This window comes from Pilimelia terevasa (genome assembly GCF_014647915.1).
GTDB lineage: Bacteria > Actinomycetota > Actinomycetes > Mycobacteriales > Micromonosporaceae > Pilimelia > Pilimelia terevasa.
Map to the genome: position 1 here is coordinate 228675 of NZ_BMQC01000006.1, position 17695 is coordinate 246369.

Below are 17695 nucleotides of genomic sequence, written 5' to 3' on the forward strand. Positions count from 1 at the left end.
GGTGGCCGGCGGTAAGAAGCCGGCTACCCGGACGTAGTGACCCGTTGGGCGGGACGTTATGCGACCGCGCCGCCCATCGGGAGGTGCAGGTGACGCGCGGCACACTGAGGTCGGGATTGCCGCAGTTTCGTGCGCGCTGGGCTGGGTTTTCGCGCACAAGACGTCACCTTGATCATGGCACGGCTCAGCGGCTGGGAACGCGTTCCCGCAGCAGCAGGATCAGCCGGGCGCCCGGCTGCGCCGGCTCGTGCCGCACCCGGCCGCCGTGGGCCCGCGCGAGCTGGTCGACGATCCACAGGCCGAGCCCGACCGTGTCGCCGTGCGCGCCGTCGGCGCCGAACCGGGTGAACAGCGTCCGCCGCACCTCCGGGGGGATCCCCGGCCCGTGGTCGCGGACCTCGATCGACACCCACCCCGCCGCGTCCTCGGCGCGGACCACGACCGGCGCCCGCCCGTGCCGCAGCGCGTTGCCGACCAGGTTGATCAGCATCTGCTGGAGCCGCTCGGGGTCCACCTCGACCGTCAGCTCCGGCGGCACCTGGACCGCCACCCCCGCCCCGCCGACCGCCTCGACCGCCTCGGCGACCGCGTCGACCAGCCGCACCGGGGCCAGGTCCAGCCGCAGCGTCCCGTCGGTGTCGATCCGCTCCATGTCCAGCAGGCTCGTCGACAGCCGGTTGATCCGGGTGATCTGCCGCTGCACGCTGCCGAGCAGCCGGTCGCGCTCGGCCGCCGACATCTCGTCGCTCTCCTCCCGGACCATCTCCACCGCCGTCTGCATCGTCGCCAGCGGCGAGCGCAGGTCGTGGGCGAGCGTCGCGGTCAGCGCGGCGCGCCAGCGCTCGACCTGGGCGATCCGGTCGCGGTCGCGCCGCTGTGCGGCGAGCTGCGCCGTCACCGCGAGGCCGACGAGGACGCAGACCAGCAGCAGGATCAGGCACTGCGCAACCGACAGCGCCGCCGGCTCGACGTACAGCAGGGCAGCCAGGTAGCTGGCCGCGGTGAGCGGCGCGGTGGCCAGGGTGACCCAGCGCGGGAAGTTCAGCGCGATCCACACGTGCACCAGGACCAGGTACGGCGCGTTGCCGGTCTCGAAGCCGCCGAAGGTCACCGTGGAGTAGCCGACGTTGAGCAGTTGCAGCGGCAGGAGCAGGAGCTGCCAGAGCGGGTTCCAGCGGCGCCACGGCACGAACGCGGCGACCGCGGCCAGGGCCAGGTTCGTGCCGGCGTAGAGCAGATCGAGGTAGGGGTACTCGTCGAAGACCGCCAGCACCAGGTTGAGGACGGCGCCCATCACCAGCAGGACGGCCGCCTGCCTGGCCGCCGCCCAGGGGCCGGCGTCCGCCGATCGGAACCAGGATCTGCTCACCGCGGCCCGAGTGTACGGGAGCCGCCGGACACCGGTTCCGTACTCGGACAAGCCGCCCCACAACCACACATCCGCAGGTCACCGGGCCTGCGCCACCGGGTGTGCGCGGCGCCCGCGGGTACCGTGTTGACCACCCCGGCGCGACCCCCGCCGCCGGCCGCACCGTCTGGGAGGCGATTCGTGTCCCTCGACCGCCGCCTGCGCCGCGTCGCGCTGGCCGTGGCGCCCGCGCTGGTCGCCGCCCTCGCCGGCTGCGGACTGGTCAGCGGGCAGACCGGGCCGGCGCAGATCCGCGTCGACCAGGTCGGCTACGCCCCCGGCGGCGCCCAGACCGCGTACCTGATGGCCGCGCGCGCCGACGACGCCCCGTTCGAGGTCGTCGACGAGGCCGGGGCCGTGGTCCTGCGCGGTACCGCCGGGGCCGACCGCGGCCGGTGGAGCGACGCCTACCCCGCCGTGCACCCCCTGGACCTCGGCGCCCTGCGCGCCCCCGGCCGGTACCGGGTCCTGGTCACCGACCCGGCCGCGGCGTCGCCGTGGTTCACCGTCGCCGACGACCCGCACCGCGCCCTCGTCGACCGCGCGGTCACCTTCTTCCAGGCCCAGCGCGACGGCCCCGACGTCGTCCGCGCCGTCCTGCGCCGGGCCCCCGCCCACCTCACCGACCGCGCGGCCCAGCGCTACGCCGTGCCCGCGTACGACGGCACGACGCTGGACGGCCCGCTGCGCCCCGTCGGCGGGCGCGGCGACGTCAGCGGCGGCTGGTACGACGCCGGGGACTACCTGAAGTTCACCCACACCGCCTCGTACGCCGCGGTCGTCCTCCTGCTCGCCCGCCGCACCCGCGCCGCCGGACCCGACACCCCCCTGGCCCGCGAGGCGGCGCACGGCCTGGCCTGGCTCGACCGGATGTACGACGCGCGGGCCGGCGTCCTGTACGCCCAGGTCGGCATCGGCGACGGCAACGACACCACCGTCGGCGACCACGACCGCTGGCGCCTGCCCGAGGCCGACGACCGCGCCCCGGCGACCCCCGGCGACCCCGCCCGCCTGCTCACCCGGCGGCCGGTGTTCCCCGCCAACGCCCCCGGCGCACGGATCAGCGGCAACCTCGCCGGCCGGGTCACCGCGGCCCTGGCCCTCGGCGCCCAGCTCGCCGCCCCCGCCGAGGCCCGCCGCCTCCTGGACCGGGCCGCCACCCTCTACGCCCGCGCCGACGGCCGCGCCACCGTCACCACCTACCCCGCCGCCTACTACACCGAGAACTCCGCCGCCGACGACCTGGCCCTGGCCGGCGCCGAACTCGCCCTGGCCGCCCGGCGCCTCGGCGACCCGCGCGCGGCCACCTGGCGGGCGCAGGCCCTGCGCTGGGCCGCCGCCTACGCCGCCGACGACTCCCCCGAGCCGCCCGGCGCGGCCGACGTCGGGGCGCTGGCGGCCGCCGAGCTGCTCCCCCAGGCGCCCGAGGCGCCGGCCGCCACCCGCGACGCGCTGCTGGCCGCGGTACGCCGCCCGCTGGACGCGGCGCGGGACCGCGCGGCCGGCGACCCGTTCGGCGCCGGGATGAAGCTGACCGAGTTCGACGCGGTACCGCGGGCGTTCGGCCTCGCCGCCGCCGCCGCCCTCTACCGCCGCGCGGGCGGCGGCGACGGCTACGCCGCGCTCGGCGCGGGCCAGCGCGGCTGGGCGCTCGGCGCGAACCCGTGGGGCCTGTCGTTCCTGATCGGCGCCGGGACGACGTCCCCCCGCTGCCCCCACCACCAGGTCGCCAACCTGACCGGCGGCCAGCTCACCGGCGCGGTGGTCAACGGCCCGAACAAGGCCAAGCTCCTGCGCGGCCTCCACGCCCCGGGCGGAGCGCACCGCTGCGCCGGGGTGGCGGTGGAGGCGTACGACGGCGGCGGCGCCGCGTACCGCGACGACGTGGCCGCCTGGCCCACAGGGGAGGCGGCGATCGACTACACCGCGACGGCCGTCCTGGCCCTCGCACTCTCCTGAGCCCGGTCGCCTTTCCCCTTTCGTTGCCGCTCGCGCGGCGCTGACCGGGCCGCGGCTCGGGGCGCCCTGACGGGCATCGGCCGGCTGGGACGCTTTCGACAATCCGTCGGTGTCGGTCGGTCAGCCGCCGGAGTCGGCGAGTCGGCGCCCTCCGGCACCACGGCGCTTTCTCGCAGTCGAACGACAGCGGACCGGTCGCTCGGTTGGCTCGGGCGGACGGGGCGGAATCAGGAGGCGACGTTCGATGAGTGCAGTGCGGCCTGGCAGTTCCAGAAATGCTTGATGCCCTGGCAGGCGGGACCTGTAGGAGCGGTCAATGCAGACAGCGGCGACGTGAGGGACGCCTTCACCGGTCGAGCCTTCATGCCGGCACGACACGGACCAGATCTTCGAGGTCCGCGAAGTCGGCAACGTTGCGCGTGTACACCGCGGCGCCGTGGGCGTGGGCGGTCGCCGCGATCAACAGGTCCATGACCCTGGCCCGTGGCTGACGGCCGACCTCGACCACCCGCGCGGCCAGGCGCCCGTAACTGTCGGCCACCGACTCGTCGACCGGCAGCGGGTCGAACCGGCGCTCCAGCGCCACCAGACGCGCCAACCGGGCCGACCGGGCAGTCGAGTCCTTCGCCACCAGCACACCGAAGCGCAACTCGGCGAGGCTCACCACGCTGATTGCCAGTTGGCCGGGGATAGGTGTCACGTCGGCGGCAATGAGCACGCTCGTGTCGAGAATCCCGCGCGTTCCTGGTTCGGTCATGCCGGACGTCGTCATGCCCGCTCCCACGGGTCACCCAGGTCGCCGTCGACCAGGTCCCGGTCAGCCGCCCAGCTTCGGTCGGCCGGCTGGCGGAACAGGTCGGCGAGATCGTCCCAGCTCCGCCACGCCCGCGGACCCACCGGGCCGAGTACAGCCGCCGCGCGCCCGGCGACCGTGATCGTCACGCGGGTCCCCGACTCCGCCTGGCGGACCAGCTCGCTGGCGTTCTGCCGGAGTTCCCGCAGACCCACTTCAACACTCATGACCACCAGAGTAGCACTTGTGCTACATGCCATCCGCGAACGCTCTGAGCTGACCGCCGAGGGCAACCCGCTTTGCTGGCGAGCCTGTTCGGACGAACCGGCTTCGCACTGCGTCGCAGTGCAAGGTCGGCACTGGTGGCTCGCCAGGGAGCTGCTGGCCGAAGGGAGACGGCTGGCCGGCCGCGCACCGGGTGGGGCCGGCGGACCCGGATCCGCTTCCTAGTCAGCAGATATTGACGTCGCTGGCGCCGTGAGCAGCCCGCGGCTGATGTGGCCGTCACACAGGATCTGGTCCTTCAGGAACGGGTCACGCTGATGTTGGAGCAGTCTGCCAACTGGGCCGGACCAACTGATCATCGCCCGACCGCGCGGGGCTGCACCCGCTCCCGACAATCAACTACCTTCGGCGCATGACCGATGACCCCCGGTACACGACCGGCTTCCTGGCGTACCTGTCCTGGGCAGCGGCCACCCGCCTCATCGCCGCCGGTACCCAGTGCAGTCTCGCCGCCCGCCACACTCTCTTCGCCCAGGGCACCACCGGGGACTTCGTCTACCTGATCCACGAGGGTCTGACCAAGGTGGTCCGCCACGAGGACGCCGGCCGGATCGCCATCCTCACGCTGCGCGGGCCCGGCGACCTGGTCGGGGACCTGGCCGCGGCAGACGGCCATCCTCGCCTGGCAACGGTGACGGCGCTCACCCGCCTGACCTGCACCCTGCTGTCCGGCCGGGCGTTCCGCGGTCTTCTGCAGTCCGCGGAGATCGCGATCTCCGCGCACCGGTACACCTCGCACCGGCTCCGCGAGGCCGACCACCACCGCGCCGAGTTGGCGGCGCTGCCGGTCCGGCAGCGCCTCGCCCGACTGCTGCTCCGCCTCCCCGGCCCCACGCCCCCGCCGCTGCCGCAGCAGGACCTCGCCGACCTGATCGGCGCCTCCCGCAACGCCGTGGTCAACGCCCTCGCCGAGCTGCGCCGGTCCGGCTGCCTCGACACCGGACCGCGCCGGCTGCGCATCCGGGATCGGAATGTCTTGATGACTATCGCCGGACTGCCCATTTCTGGGCAGCACCCGCGGGACTCCCGCACCACGATCGCAGTACCGAAGCGAACGTGAAGGAGTCAGCACGTGATCACACCGTTCACCGAACCCCGGCCGCTGCCCGACTACCGGGCTGTCCTGGCTGTGGACGCCAAGGGCTTCACCCGACGGCCGGGCAGCACCCACGCCGACCTGGCCGCGGTGATCCCCGGCCTCGTGGAATCCGCCATGGAAGCGGCCGGGCTCGCCGACGCCTGGGCCGCCCGCGAGTTCTTCAGCCACACCGGCGACGGCCTGGCCACCGGGCTGCCGACGCGGATCGTGCCGCACCTGCTGCACCCCTTCCCGCTGCACCTGCAGGAGCAGTTGGAGCGGTTCCGGTACCAGCAGGCGGCGGCCGAGCCGCTGCGGATGCGCGTCGCGCTGCACATCGGGCCGCTGTCGGCGGCGGTGGGGCCGTACGGCAGCAGCGGCAACGGCGACGCGCGCAACGACACCCACCGCCTCCTGGACAGCGGCCCCGTCCGGGAGGCGCTGGAGCGGCACAGCGCGCACGTCACCCTGGTCGCCCTCATCGTCTCGGACCGAGTGTTCCAGGATGTCGTGGTGCCGGGGTACACCGGGCGCCACCCCCACCACTTCACGCCGGTCACCGCGGCTGTGGCCGGCAAGGACTTCAACCAGGCGGCCTGGCTGTACCTGCCGTCCCCGTCGGGGACGGTGAGCGCTCCCCCGCAGGCCGCCCCGGAGGCCGGTCACGCCGGACCCGGCCCCGGCGCCACCGCGCCCGCGAAGTTCGCGGTCGGCGTGAACCATGGTCAGGTCAACGAATCGGCGCACGGCACGTTCCACTTCGGCTCCGCGGGCGGCGCCGCGTGAACGGCCTGTCCGTCGTACCGCCGGAGCCGCTGGTCGTCCTACCGGACGACGTGCGCGGACCGGCCGCGGCCGCCGCGGGCCATACGTTCATCGCCGTCGAGGAGAACAGCGGCGCTGTGTTCGGCACCGCCCACGGCACGTTCAATGTCCGCCACGCCACCGCTGACCAGCTCCACGTGCACGTCGCCCGGCGAGTGATCGAGGCGCAGCAGCTCGGACCCGCCCACGTACGCGATCTGCTCGCCCGGCACGTTCCCCGGCGTTTCCGGCGCTGGGGTGAGCCCGGGTCGCCCCTGTCCCAGGAGGAGGCCCTGGCCGGCGCAGCCGACGCCTCGTGTGTCGTCCTGCTGGGAGAGCCGGACTCCGGGCTGCGCAGCGCGGCTGTCGCCGTGCTGGCCGCCCTAGCGGGGGCCGGGCGACTCCACACTGTCCCGATCGACGACGTGGAGGACGCCGAGGACGATCCGCTGACCGAGGCGCTCCGCTTCGTCGAACGGGGAGCCGGCTACCTTCTGCGGCTGCCCGAGTCCGCCGTGGACCCGCACCTGGCGGAACGGTGCGAGGGGCACGGGAACCGCCTGCGCCAGCACGGCTCCTGGCTCGTCGTCACCGCCAGCCCGCGCACCTGGCGGGCAGTCGGCGGGGTGGCCGGATCCGCCGTCCTCGCCGTCGACCCGCCGCCCGCCGCCGCACTGCTCCGGCAGACGTGCGGGCCGGACGTGGCCGACCGCCTGATGCGCGAAGACGCCATGCGCGACCTGCTCGACGGCGTACACGGGACTACCGACGGCGCTCGGCTGGCCCGCATCGCCGCCGAGGTGACGGCGGGCGGCGACGGCGGCGCCGAGCAGTGGGTCGCGCACATCGAGGGCGCCGTACACGACTGGAGTGGGCACCTGGAGAAGCTGTACCAGGGTCTCCGGGGGGCACCGCAGCGCTGCTTCCTCATCGCGGCCGCGATGCTCGCCGGTCATCCGGCGACGGTGGTCAGCGAGGCAGCCCACGACCTGCGCCGGACCATCGAGGCGGACGGGCCGGCCGGCGACGCCGTCGACGTCTGCGGCGACAGCGTCTCGACGCTGGTCGCGGCCGTCGATGCGGCCCTCGACGACCAGCGGCTGCTGACCTGGCCCAGGCCGCGCTACGCCGAAGCCGTGCTCCACTACCTGCACACGGAGTACCCGCCCCGCCTGTGGAGCGCCGTGTGGCGCTGGGCGATCGCGCTGCCCCGGGAGGACGGCGACCGCGGCGCGGCACTCGCCGGTCGGGTCAGCGAGCAGGCGCTGCGCGTCGCGGAACGCTACGGCGACACGGGGCCGCTCTGGCAACTGCTCTCGTGGTGGGAGCGGCCGGCGCTGCGCCCCCACCTGGTCGACGCGTTGACGGTGGCCGCCCTCGGCGACCCGCTCGGCCGGCGGGTGCGCGAGCGCCTGTACGAATGGGCGACGAAGCGCATTCCGAACCCCCACCACCACCTTGTGGCCCAGGTGTGCCGCGGGGAGTTCGCCGAGGTGTACCCGAGGGTCAGCCTCACCCGCCTCGGGCACCTCGCCGACGTGGCCGACGCCGCGCTGCATGTCGAGGTGGCGGAGTCGATCCGCGGGATGTGGACGCGGCGGGCCCTGCGGCCGCAGGTCCTGCGCGCGCTGGCCACGTGGGCCGGCGCCGACCTGCCGCGCAGCGGCCCGGCCGTGGACATCCTGGTCGAACTGCTGGCCGCCGGGCCGTCGGCGCTGGCGGGCGCGGGGGACAGCGTCCGGGGGGCGCTGACCGACGCGCTCGCGGCCGGGTACGGGGCGGGAAGGCCGGGCCGGCATCGGCTGCTGCACGCGCTCCTCGGCGCCGCCGCGGCGGTACCCGAGGGGCAGGCTGTCCTGGCCGGCGTCATCGTCGAAGCCGTGACCCGACCGGGGCCGGCCATCACCCGGATCGCCCACCTGTGCGCGGACCTCGTCGCCTGGTGCCCGCCCACCGAGGAGGATCCCGGGCGCCGTCAGGTCCGCGACGTGGTCCACCAGGCTCTCCACCAGGCCAATCCACTCGTGACGGGAGCACGGCGATGACGCTGCGGGAGCGGTTCCGGGAGTGGCTGCGCGCCTTCCTCGCTGAGCCGGCCGGGCCGGCCGAGGAGCCGCCCGAGGTCTGGCAGGAGTGGTTGACGGACGTGGCGCCGACAGCCGTCCGCGGTGCGGACTTCGGCGTCGAGCTGTGCGCCACCTACACCGGGGAGTGGAACCCGGCCGCCGTCCGTACCGCGCTCCGGGATCTGGTCGTGCAGTGCACCGCCGACCGCCTGGTGACCGAGGACGCTGCCGTCCAGGACCTGCTCAACTCCGCACGCTCCCGGCAGCTTCCGGACAGCAGCACGGTGATCACGTCGATCGAGGCCGTGGTGCGGGTGTCCGCGTCCGCCGTCGCCCGCACCGAGGAGCACCAGCGCCTCGCCGCCGCGCGCGCCGCCCGGGAGTACGAGCGGGCCGAGCAGGTCGAGGATCTGCGGTTCCTCTGGACGGAGATCTTCAGCAAGCCGGAGCTGGCCCGCATGTACTGGCACCGGCGCCACCCCGACCGCCTGCAGGAGCTGGGCGGCGAGGTCTTCGAGGTGATCGCCGGCCGGCGGACCGACGCCTGCGCCCCGCCGGACCCGCTCGTCGACGCCGTCGCGGAGTTCCTCCGCGGCCTGGACGGCCCCGAGCGCGCGCAACTGATCAGCACCCTGCCAGTGATCTTCCAGGGCTACGGACGGGAGGACCTGGCCGCCGCGGTACCGACGCAGCACGCTCCAGATGACCTGTGATCCCGCCGGCGCCCGCCGGGTGGAGGCGACCTGGCGGGCACTGGCCCAGGTACAGGAGGTCATCCGGTTCGCGGACCTCAAGGCCGGCGCCGTGCTCGCCGGATCGGCGGCGCTCGGCGGGATCACCGCCACCGCCGCGAAGGGGGTGCGCGGACCGACCGGGTGGCTGCTCGCGGCAGGCGCGGGGCTGCTGCTCGCCGCGGCGCTGCTGGCCCTGCGGACGCTGGCGCCGCGGGTCGCGCCACGGGCCTGCAGCACGCGGGTTTACCAGGTGGGTCGGCTTCCGCAGCGCTTCGTCCACGACCGGAGCGCCTTCGTCGACGCGTGGCTGGCGCTGGGCGGCGACGACGCCGCGCTCGCGGCCGAACTCGCCCACCAGCTCTGGATCGCGCAGCTCATCGCCACCCGCAAGTTCACCGGCATCGGCTGGGCGATCCGCGCGCTGGCCACCGCGGCGCCCCTGCTGGGTGCCGTACTGCTGCTGTCCTGAGACTCCTTCAGGTCGAAGGGCGCTCACCGGGACGTGGTCCAGCCGCGCAGGAGGGCGGAGAGGCTGGCGCGGAGGGGCGCGCGGGCATCTGCCGAGCCACGTGAGGAGCACCGGGTGACGGTGTGCCATCCTCGCCGGGTGACATCTCCCCTGCGGTTCGGGCGCTTCGCCGTCGACACGCCGGTCGTTCTGGCCCCCATGGCCGGCATCACGAACGTGGCGTTCCGGCAGTTGTGCCGGGAGCAGGGGGCCGGCGTGTACGTCTGCGAGATGGTGATGACCCGCGCGCTGGTCGAGCGGAACCCCAAGACCCTGCGCATGATCGCGTTCGCGGACGACGAGCGCCCGCGCAGTCTCCAACTGTACGGCGTCGACCCGGAGGTGACGGCCGCGGCGGTCCGGCGAATCGTCGACGAGGACCTCGCGGACCACATCGACATGAACTTCGGCTGCCCTGTGCCCCGCGTGACCCGCAAGGGTGGCGGCGCGGCGCTGCCGTGGAAGCGCCGGTTGTTCGACCGGATCGTCAGCGAAGCGGTCAGGGCCGCCGCGCCTGCGGGGATCCCGGTGACCGTGAAGATGCGGATCGGCATCGACGACGAGCACCAGACCTACCTGGATGCCGGCCGGATCGCCGAGGAGGCGGGAGCGGCGTGGGTCGCGCTGCATGGGCGCACCGCCGCCCAGCGGTACTCCGGCGAGGCGGACTGGGAGGCCATCGCCAAGCTCAAGCAGGAGCTGAGCGTCCCGGTCCTGGGCAACGGGGACATCTGGGAAGCCGAAGACGCCCTGGACATGATGCGTCAGACAGGCTGTGACGGCGTCGTCATCGGCCGGGGCTGCCTCGGGCGACCGTGGCTGTTCGCGGACCTGGCCGCCGCTTTCGCCGGTCAGCCTCGCCGGGCCCGGCCCGCGCTCGGCGAGGTCGTCGCCATGATGCTGCGCCACGCTGAACTCCTGGTCCGGTGGTGGGGCCGCGAGCGGGAAGGCGTGACGGACTTCCGCAAACACGTGGCCTGGTACCTCAAGGGCTTCCCCGTGGGATCAGAGCTGCGCCGCAGCATGGCGATGACCTCGACGCTGGATGAACTGGCACACCTGGCCCACCAGCTCGACTTCAGCGCGCCGTTCCCGGAGACGGTTCTCGGCAAACCCCGCGGACGCACCAACAGCCCCGGAAAGGTCAGCCTGCCGTACGGCTGGCTGGACGACCGCGACAGTACCGTCGTGCCTGCGGGCGCCGAAATGGACGACTCAGGCGGCTGACAGCCAGACCGCGGAGGAGTGCCGGACCCCAGCACTGCTGCGTCTCGTTCTCTCCCATTCGCGGCGGGGATTCCCGCGGCCTCACCGGGCTGTACAAGCATCCGCACCCGCGCTCACGCCGATCCCTACCATCTGTCGGATATCCGTTAACGCGGCGTACCGCCCTTCGCTGCGGCGGCGATCGAGGCAGCTCACCGGCCTACTCCCGATCAATCTCCGAGGTAGGCACTTCTTCCGCCGCCTGACGGGACTGCCCGGAAGGGACAGTCGCCACCGCGGCCAGTCCTACACTCAATTCACTGAGCCGAAGGCCGGGTTCTGACACACGCCGGGCTGTTCCTGTTCGTGTCGCTGCCTCTCCTCGGCGTGGGCATGTTGCTCCTCTGAGGGGCTGGATGTGGCCGGTCGGCTGGCGAGGCCGGGATCGACTGAACGCGATGTCGGCGGGACGCCGCCGCACGCCGGTTACCTCTAGATTGTCCACATGGCAGTTGAGGCGTGGTTCACCGAGGACGACCTGCGCGAGATTGCGGACGGCCGCTCGTTCGACCGGGGTGTCGGCTACCGCGACGCGGTGGTGGAGATACGCCACACGCCGGCCGGCGTGTGGGCGAGGGTGCGGGGCACCAGCACCTACACCGTGGAGCTGTCGGGATGTCCGGACCTGCTGGACGGCGCCTGCCGCTGCCCGTACGGCGCGGAGGGCGCGTTCTGCAAGCACTGCGTGGCAGTCGGCCTGGCGCTGCTCGACGGCGTCGTCCCGGAGCCGGCCGAGCCCACCGCCGATCCGGCGGCGCTGCGGAGCTGGCTGCGCACCCTGCCCCACGACGATCTTGTCGATCTCGCCGTGGCCATGGCGCATGACTACCCGGCGATCCATGCCGCCCTGATGACCCGCGCGGCCGACGGCGGAGCCCTCGATGTCGTCGACGGTGCGGCTCTGCTGGAGCCGCTGTACGTCGACGAATACCTGGACGACCGGGCGGCCCGGCGCTACGCCGACGCCGCCGGTCACGTGCTCGACGTCCTGGCCGCGTTGGCCGACAGCGACCCGGTACGGGCCTCGAAGCTCTATCGGCGCGCAGTCGAGCAGTTGAGTGCCCAGGCGGCGCAGGCCGACGACTCGTCCGGCGAGATCGCCTCGGCGGCCGCTGCCGCCTACGCCGGCTATGGCCGGGTCTGCGCCCGAGCGGGTGAGCCGGCACCCGCCGTGCTGGCCGGGTGGCTGGCCGACCTCGTCCTGGACGACCAGTGGGTACTCGATGTCGACCTGACCGACTACGCCGACGCGCTCGGTTCCGCGGGGGTGGCCGCTTTCCAGGCGTGCCTGGACGCCCGGCCCAGCTCGCGGCGCGCCGTCACGGCCCTGCGACTGCGCGACCAGTGCCGCCGGCTCAGGCAGGCCACCGGGTAGGGCGGGGAGGCTGGAGCGGAGGGACCGCTCCGCGGTTCCGGCGTCGAGTGCCCCGGCCACGTCGAGAGCCACGAGCCCGTGCGAGCCCATCCGGACGGAGCGCGATGTCGGTCGGGTCGCCGACGAGCACCGACCCGGCCAGCGCGGCCGATCACCTCCGGCAGCGGCCGGACGGGTCTCCCGCGCCGACGGGGCCTCCGGGTCGAACGGCTGTACGCCGCTCAGGCCGTGACCCGAGGATGGTGGTCGTGCCCGTCGGCGGGCGGCGGGGTCCCGTCGGCGCCCCGCCCGGGCACGGCGTCGGCCGGCCAGGTGTACTCGGTGACCGCGCCGCCGCGCACGTCGACCCGGGCCAGCGGCTCCGCGGCGTCCTGCCAGATCAGGTAGGACCCCTGCGGCAGCGCGTCGATGACAACGCAGTACGAGACCTGGCCCTGGACGTGGCGGGCCCGGACGGCGGCGTGGGTGCGCTTCCCCGTCGCCCCCGCGCGGCTGACCTCGATCTCGTGGCCGTGCCACCGGTCGTCGGTGTGGATGACCAGCGCACCGATCTCCCGGCCGATGTTCAGCATCACCGTGCCCTGACCGGAGGGGGCGAGCGTGTGATGGTGTCCGTGACTCATGCTGCCCCTCCGGTCAGGTTCGCGGCGGCCCCGCGTCGGCCCCTCATGACGGGTTGTTGAACCCGTCGAACGGCGTGGGCAGGTACGGGAACACCCGCAGCAGTTCGGCGCTGACATCCTTGATGGACAGCCCCTGCTCCACCGCTGTCGCGGCGGCGTCCGGTTTGAAGTTCGCGTCCACCAGCGGCACGGTGGCACCGGCGATCGCGCGCAGCGAGATCGAGACCACGTCGTCGGCGATGCGCCGGCCGTTCGGGAACCCGGCGATGTCGCCGCCGACCACCCCGAAGGCGTTCTCCTTGCTGGCCGGCGGAATGGCGGTGTTGAGCCGCAGCATGTCCGCCTGGAGTTCGCCGGTGTTGTTCTGGAACCCGTCGATCAGGCCGCTCGGGATGCCGGTGAGCAGAATCGCCAGCAGGTCGGCGCGGGGCTTCTTGGCCTTGTTGAGGCCGACCAGGTTGTCGAACAGGCCCGGGTACAGCACCGGCAGCAGCGCCGCCAGCTCGGGCGTGGCGACGAACTCGGCGAAGTTCTTGTCCTCGCTGGGCGGCGAGGCGTTCCACCGGTCCTTCTCCGCCATCGGCACGATGACCTCGTTGAACAGCGGGTTGCCGAGCCGCGAGACCTGCACCTGCGGACCGACGACGACGTCGCCGCCGCCCCGGTGGCCGCGCACCTCGACCTGGCGGCGGCTGGCGGAGGTCCAGATGCCGATGACGGCGGCGGCGTCCTCGGCGCGGACCCGCTTGCGGCCGTCGCGGCGGACCATGTGCAGCGGGATCTGCAGTGCGATGCTGTGCACGTTGGTCTTGTCGGTGGCGTTGACCGCCTTGCCGGCGTAGTTGAACAGGTTCTGGCCGACCAGGTGCTTGTCCTGGAACGGGCGCAGGGTGCCCAGGTCGAAGATGGCGCCGAGGTCGACGAAGAAGGCGTCGGCCCGCTGCCCGGCGAAGACCTTCTCGCCCGTCTTCAGCTTGTGCACGGCGTCCTCGGCGAGCCGGGCGTAGTCCGGGATGGAGATCGTGCCGACGTTGCACGGCGGACACGGCAGCCTGTTCGCCAGCACCGTGCGCCGGCCGCGGTGGTCGACCTTGGTGACCGAGAAGAACTGGCGGCGGTTCCAGTTCTCGCTGTCCAGCGACTCGATCTGGCCGGTGTTGTAGAGGAAGGTGCGGTTGTTGCGCAGTTCGGTGCGGAACCGGAACTGGTAGGTGATGTCCGGGCGGGCGTCGCCGTTGGCGTCGATGTGTACCTCGTAGAGGACGTCGTCGCCGAACTCGAAGAAGTTCGGGCCGCTGGCGGGGGTCTGCAACGGGACGTAGTTGGCGATGATCGTGACGGTGTCGGGTCGGTCGGGGCTGACGAAGGCGTACAGGTCAGCGCTGTCGGCGACCGGGTCCTTGCTGATTTCCGGTGCTTCGCGGTGGGAAGACATTGCTCGGGTCTCTCCTGTCGGAAGGTCAGCGGCCAGCGGCCTTGAGGAGGCTGGCTACGAGCTGCTTGTCGGTGATCGTCCTGACGCTTTCCCCGGAGAAGACATCGATCGTGCCCTCCTTGGCGTCCCGCAGCGAGATGACCAGCGGCGCGCCGTCGTCCTCCTCACCGACCTCGTTGGCGAGACCCAGTCCGGCGACGGAGGCGACGGAGACGCCGACGCCGGTCGCGGCTAGCGCTAACACCCGACGGCGGGACAACCAGGAGTGGCCCGGGGCGCGGTTACGTGTGGAACTCATGCTTGGCCTTTCGTCGTCGGAACATGACGAGCCGATGCCTGTCAGTACGGGATCGACGGGCCCACGGTTCAGGTATTCGCCGCCGTATGTGCGCGGGCTCGGGGACCGCCCGACACGCCGATCGGCCAGCGCAGGACACGCCGACAGCGCCGGCACAGACGGCACTTGAGCCTGCCCCGACCCATCCGTCCCAGCGACCGGACAGCCGCCGGCCCGCTCCCGGCCCCTCGCCGCCGCGGATCGACGACTACCGAACAGGCCGGGTTCGCCTTCCGCCGGGGTGCGCGGTCGCGGCGCTTCCGTCGGTCGCGGGGGCCGCGTAGCCTGGCGGGCGGTACGGGTTCACCGTCGTCCGCACGTGGGCGGCGGTGTCGCAAGAGGGAACCCGGTGCGAGTCCGGGACTGCCCCGCAGCGGTGTGGAGGAACGACCGCCGTCGAAGAACACTGAGCCCGTCGGGCTCGGGAAGTGACGGCCAGTAGGTGGGCGCGCGTGCGCCCGCGCCTCCGAGTCCGAAGACCTGCCCGTGCCGCATCCGCCGGCACGGGTCGGCGGGTGCGGTCGCCGACCTCGTGGGACGGTCGCGCGTCGTGCGGGCGCGGTCGACTGCGCCCGCCACTTCGCGCCCCTTCCCGGAGTCCGGTGACGTGCCAGGACTTCGAGGGAAGGAATACCGGGCGCATGTACGCACCATTCGGTACCACCACGGTGCTGGGCTATCCGCGGATCGGCCCGCACCGGGAGTTGAAGTCGGCGGTGGAGGGCTTCTGGGCCGGCCACGTCGACGCGGCGGGCCTGCTGGCCGCCGCCGCGAAGCTGCGGGAGGACACCTGGCGGACGCTGCGCGACGCCGGGCTGGCGGCCGTCCCGTCGCACACGTTCTCCCTGTACGACCACGTGCTGGACACGGCCGTGACCGTCGGCGCGGTGCCGGCGCGGTTCGCGCGGCTCGGCCTGGGCGCGCTGGAGACCTACTTCGCCATGGCGCGCGGGACCGACGCCGAGCCGGCCCTGGAACTGACGAAGTGGTTCGACACCAACTACCACTACCTGGTGCCCGAGATCGGCCCGGACACCGCGTTCGCCGCCGACCCCGGCCGGCTGCTGGCGGAGGTCGCGCAGGCCCGGTCACTGGGGATCGAGACCCGGCCGGTCCTGGTCGGACCCGCGACGTTCCTGCTGCTGGCCAAGGCGGACGCCGCGGCTCCGGCGGGCTTCGACCCGCTGTCCCGGCTGGACGACCTGGTCGAGGTGTACGGGGCACTGCTGGCCGCCCTGCACGGGGCCGGGGTGGCCTGGGTGCAGTTGGACGAACCGGCGTACGTCGGCGACCGGACTCCGGCGCAGATCGCGGCGCTGGCGCGGGCGTACCGGCGGCTCGCGGCTCTGCCGGCGCGGCCGCAGATCTTCGTGGCCACGTACTTCGGCGCGCTGGGCGAGGCCCTGCCGGCGCTGCTGGACACGCCGGTGGAGGCGGTCGGCCTCGACCTCGTGGCGGGACCGGAGAACCTGGACGGGCTGGCCGCGCACGGGCAGATGCCGTGGCGGACGGTCGTGGCGGGGCTGGTCGACGGCCGCAACGTCTGGCGTACGGACCTGCGGGCGGCCGCGGCGAAGGCGGCGGCGCTGCGGGAGCTGTGCGACCGGGTGGCCGTGTCCACCTCCTGCTCGCTGCTGCACGTCCCGGTCGACCTGGACGCCGAGGTGGATCTGGACCCGCGCCTGCGGGAGCGGCTGGCGTTCGCCCGGCAGAAGGTGGACGAGGTCGTCGCGCTGGGCGCGGCGGTCCGCGACGGCGCGGACGGGTTGCCGCCGGCCGTCGCGGCGCCTCCCCCGCACTGGCGGGACGAGAAGGTGCGGGACCGGCTGGCGGCCCTCGGGCCGGGGCAGCGCCGACGGGTGCCGTACCCGCGGCGGGCCGCCGCCCAGCGGGAGCGGTGGGGGCTGCCGGTCCTGCCGACGACGACGATCGGGTCGTTCCCGCAGACGGCGGAGATCCGGCGGGCCCGGGCGGCGTGGCGGGCCGGGCGGCTGGCCGAGTCCGACTACGTCGCGCGGATGCGGTCGGAGATCGACGCGGTGCTCGCCTTCCAGGAGCGGGTCGGGCTGGACGTGCTGGTGCACGGGGAGCCGGAGCGCAGCGACATGGTGCAGTACTTCGCCGAGCGGCTGTCCGGGTTCGCGGCGACCGCCCACGGCTGGGTGCAGTCGTACGGCTCGCGGTGCGTCCGCCCGCCGATCCTGTTCGGCGACGTGGCCCGGCCGGCGCCGATGACGGTGGCGTGGTCGGCGTACGCGCAGTCGCGCACCGACCGCCCGGTCAAGGGGATGCTGACCGGGCCGACGACGATCCTGGCCTGGTCGTTCGTCCGCGAGGACCAGGCGCTGGCGGACACGGCGATGCAGGTGGCGCTCGCCCTGCGCGACGAGGTGGGTGACCTGGAGCGGGCCGGGATCGGGGTCATCCAGGTGGACGAGCCGGCGCTGCGGGAGCTGCTGCCGCTGCGCGCCCGCGACCACCGGGCCTACCTGGACTGGGCGGTGGCGGCGTTCCAGATCGCCACCGCGGGCGCCGCAGAGGCGACCCAGATCCACACGCACCTGTGCTACTCGGAGTTCGGCGCGGTCCTGCCGGCGATCGAGGCGCTGGACGCCGACGTGACGAGCATCGAGGCGTCCCGGTCGAGGATGGAGGTCCTGGCCGACCTGGCCTCCGCGGGCTACGGCCGGGGCGTGGGTCCGGGGGTGTACGACATCCACTCGCCGCGGGTGCCGGAGCAGGCCGAGGTGGTGGCGGCGCTGCGCGCCGCGGTCGCCGCGGTCCCGGCCGAGCGGGTCTGGGTGAACCCGGACTGCGGGCTGAAGACGCGCGGGTACGACGAGGTGGAGCGGGCGCTGACCCGCCTGGTCGCCGCCGCCCGCCAGGTGCGCGCGGACCAGTGACGACGGTGGGGCGGCCCGCGGTGGGCCGCCCCACCCCGCGCTACCGGTCGGTGAAGGCCGGAGCGCGCTTGCCGAGGAACGCGGCCACGGCGTCGCGGCGCTCGACCAGCACCGCGCCCGG

At 73.7% G+C, this 17695-nt stretch carries 15 protein-coding genes and 1 riboswitch; of the genes, 9 read left to right on the forward strand and 6 right to left on the reverse strand.

Features of this window, described 5'->3' with window-relative positions; genetic code table 11:
• Nucleotides 1–184: 184 nt before the first annotated feature.
• Nucleotides 185–1369 (reverse strand): sensor histidine kinase, encoded by a 1185-nt coding sequence (locus tag IEY75_RS10825; protein WP_189114141.1) that lies wholly within the window; start codon nucleotides 1367–1369, stop codon nucleotides 185–187.
• A gap of 180 nt (nucleotides 1370–1549) precedes the next feature.
• Here IEY75_RS10825 and IEY75_RS10830 point away from each other — a divergent pair, with 180 nt between their 5' ends.
• Nucleotides 1550–3367 (forward strand): glycoside hydrolase family 9 protein, encoded by a 1818-nt coding sequence (locus IEY75_RS10830; RefSeq protein ID WP_189114142.1) that lies wholly within the window; start codon nucleotides 1550–1552, stop codon nucleotides 3365–3367.
• A gap of 361 nt (nucleotides 3368–3728) precedes the next feature.
• Here the strand turns inward: IEY75_RS10830 and IEY75_RS10835 are convergent, their stop codons facing one another.
• Complete coding sequence (locus IEY75_RS10835; protein WP_229789532.1) at nucleotides 3729–4139, reverse strand: type II toxin-antitoxin system VapC family toxin; 411 nt, start codon at nucleotides 4137–4139, stop codon at nucleotides 3729–3731.
• On the reverse strand, nucleotides 4136–4387 hold the full coding sequence (locus IEY75_RS10840; RefSeq protein ID WP_189114143.1) for a type II toxin-antitoxin system Phd/YefM family antitoxin: 252 nt from the start codon (nucleotides 4385–4387) through the stop codon (nucleotides 4136–4138). Before IEY75_RS10840 ends, IEY75_RS10835 begins: the two co-directional genes overlap by 4 nt.
• A gap of 410 nt (nucleotides 4388–4797) precedes the next feature.
• Between IEY75_RS10840 and IEY75_RS10845 the strand changes: the two genes are divergently transcribed.
• The 7 genes from IEY75_RS10845 to IEY75_RS10875 all read left to right on the forward strand — a co-directional run bounded on the left by IEY75_RS10845 (nucleotide 4798) and on the right by IEY75_RS10875 (nucleotide 12276).
• Nucleotides 4798–5505, forward strand: a complete 708-nt coding sequence (locus IEY75_RS10845) for a Crp/Fnr family transcriptional regulator (protein ID WP_189114144.1) — start codon at nucleotides 4798–4800, stop codon at nucleotides 5503–5505.
• A gap of 12 nt (nucleotides 5506–5517) precedes the next feature.
• Nucleotides 5518–6309, forward strand: a complete 792-nt coding sequence (locus IEY75_RS10850) for a hypothetical protein (protein ID WP_189114145.1) — start codon at nucleotides 5518–5520, stop codon at nucleotides 6307–6309.
• Complete coding sequence (locus IEY75_RS10855; RefSeq protein WP_189114146.1) at nucleotides 6306–8372, forward strand: hypothetical protein; 2067 nt, start codon at nucleotides 6306–6308, stop codon at nucleotides 8370–8372. The genes IEY75_RS10850 and IEY75_RS10855 overlap by 4 nt, the downstream gene beginning before the upstream one ends.
• The gene (locus IEY75_RS10860; RefSeq protein ID WP_189114147.1) at nucleotides 8369–9106 is read left to right on the forward strand and encodes a hypothetical protein; all 738 of its coding nucleotides are present in this window, start codon (nucleotides 8369–8371) and stop codon (nucleotides 9104–9106) included. Before IEY75_RS10855 ends, IEY75_RS10860 begins: the two co-directional genes overlap by 4 nt.
• Nucleotides 9096–9596: a Pycsar system effector family protein gene (locus tag IEY75_RS10865; protein ID WP_189114148.1), complete on the forward strand. Its 501-nt coding sequence runs from the start codon at nucleotides 9096–9098 to the stop codon at nucleotides 9594–9596. The genes IEY75_RS10860 and IEY75_RS10865 overlap by 11 nt, the downstream gene beginning before the upstream one ends.
• Nucleotides 9597–9734: 138 nt before the next feature.
• The gene (dusB, locus tag IEY75_RS10870) at nucleotides 9735–10862 is read left to right on the forward strand and encodes a tRNA dihydrouridine synthase DusB (RefSeq protein WP_189114149.1); all 1128 of its coding nucleotides are present in this window, start codon (nucleotides 9735–9737) and stop codon (nucleotides 10860–10862) included.
• A gap of 484 nt (nucleotides 10863–11346) precedes the next feature.
• Complete coding sequence (locus IEY75_RS10875; protein ID WP_189114150.1) at nucleotides 11347–12276, forward strand: SWIM zinc finger family protein; 930 nt, start codon at nucleotides 11347–11349, stop codon at nucleotides 12274–12276.
• Between the two features lie 221 nt (nucleotides 12277–12497).
• Here IEY75_RS10875 and IEY75_RS10880 read toward each other — a convergent pair whose 3' ends face one another.
• Genes IEY75_RS10880 through IEY75_RS10890 form a run of 3 tightly spaced genes read right to left on the reverse strand, consistent with a single transcriptional unit; the run spans nucleotide 12498 to nucleotide 14578 of the window.
• Nucleotides 12498–12899: a phospholipase gene (locus tag IEY75_RS10880; protein WP_229789533.1), complete on the reverse strand. Its 402-nt coding sequence runs from the start codon at nucleotides 12897–12899 to the stop codon at nucleotides 12498–12500.
• A gap of 43 nt (nucleotides 12900–12942) precedes the next feature.
• On the reverse strand, nucleotides 12943–14334 hold the full coding sequence (locus IEY75_RS10885; protein WP_189114151.1) for a DUF4331 domain-containing protein: 1392 nt from the start codon (nucleotides 14332–14334) through the stop codon (nucleotides 12943–12945).
• A 25-nt stretch (nucleotides 14335–14359) separates the two neighbouring features.
• Nucleotides 14360–14578, reverse strand: a complete 219-nt coding sequence (locus IEY75_RS10890) for a hypothetical protein (RefSeq protein WP_229789535.1) — start codon at nucleotides 14576–14578, stop codon at nucleotides 14360–14362.
• A gap of 375 nt (nucleotides 14579–14953) precedes the next feature.
• Nucleotides 14954–15173, forward strand: a riboswitch (cobalamin riboswitch).
• A gap of 139 nt (nucleotides 15174–15312) precedes the next feature.
• Here IEY75_RS10890 and metE point away from each other — a divergent pair.
• Complete coding sequence (metE, locus tag IEY75_RS10895) at nucleotides 15313–17574, forward strand: 5-methyltetrahydropteroyltriglutamate--homocysteine S-methyltransferase (protein ID WP_189114153.1); 2262 nt, start codon at nucleotides 15313–15315, stop codon at nucleotides 17572–17574.
• The last annotated feature ends 121 nt before the right edge of the window (nucleotides 17575–17695 follow it).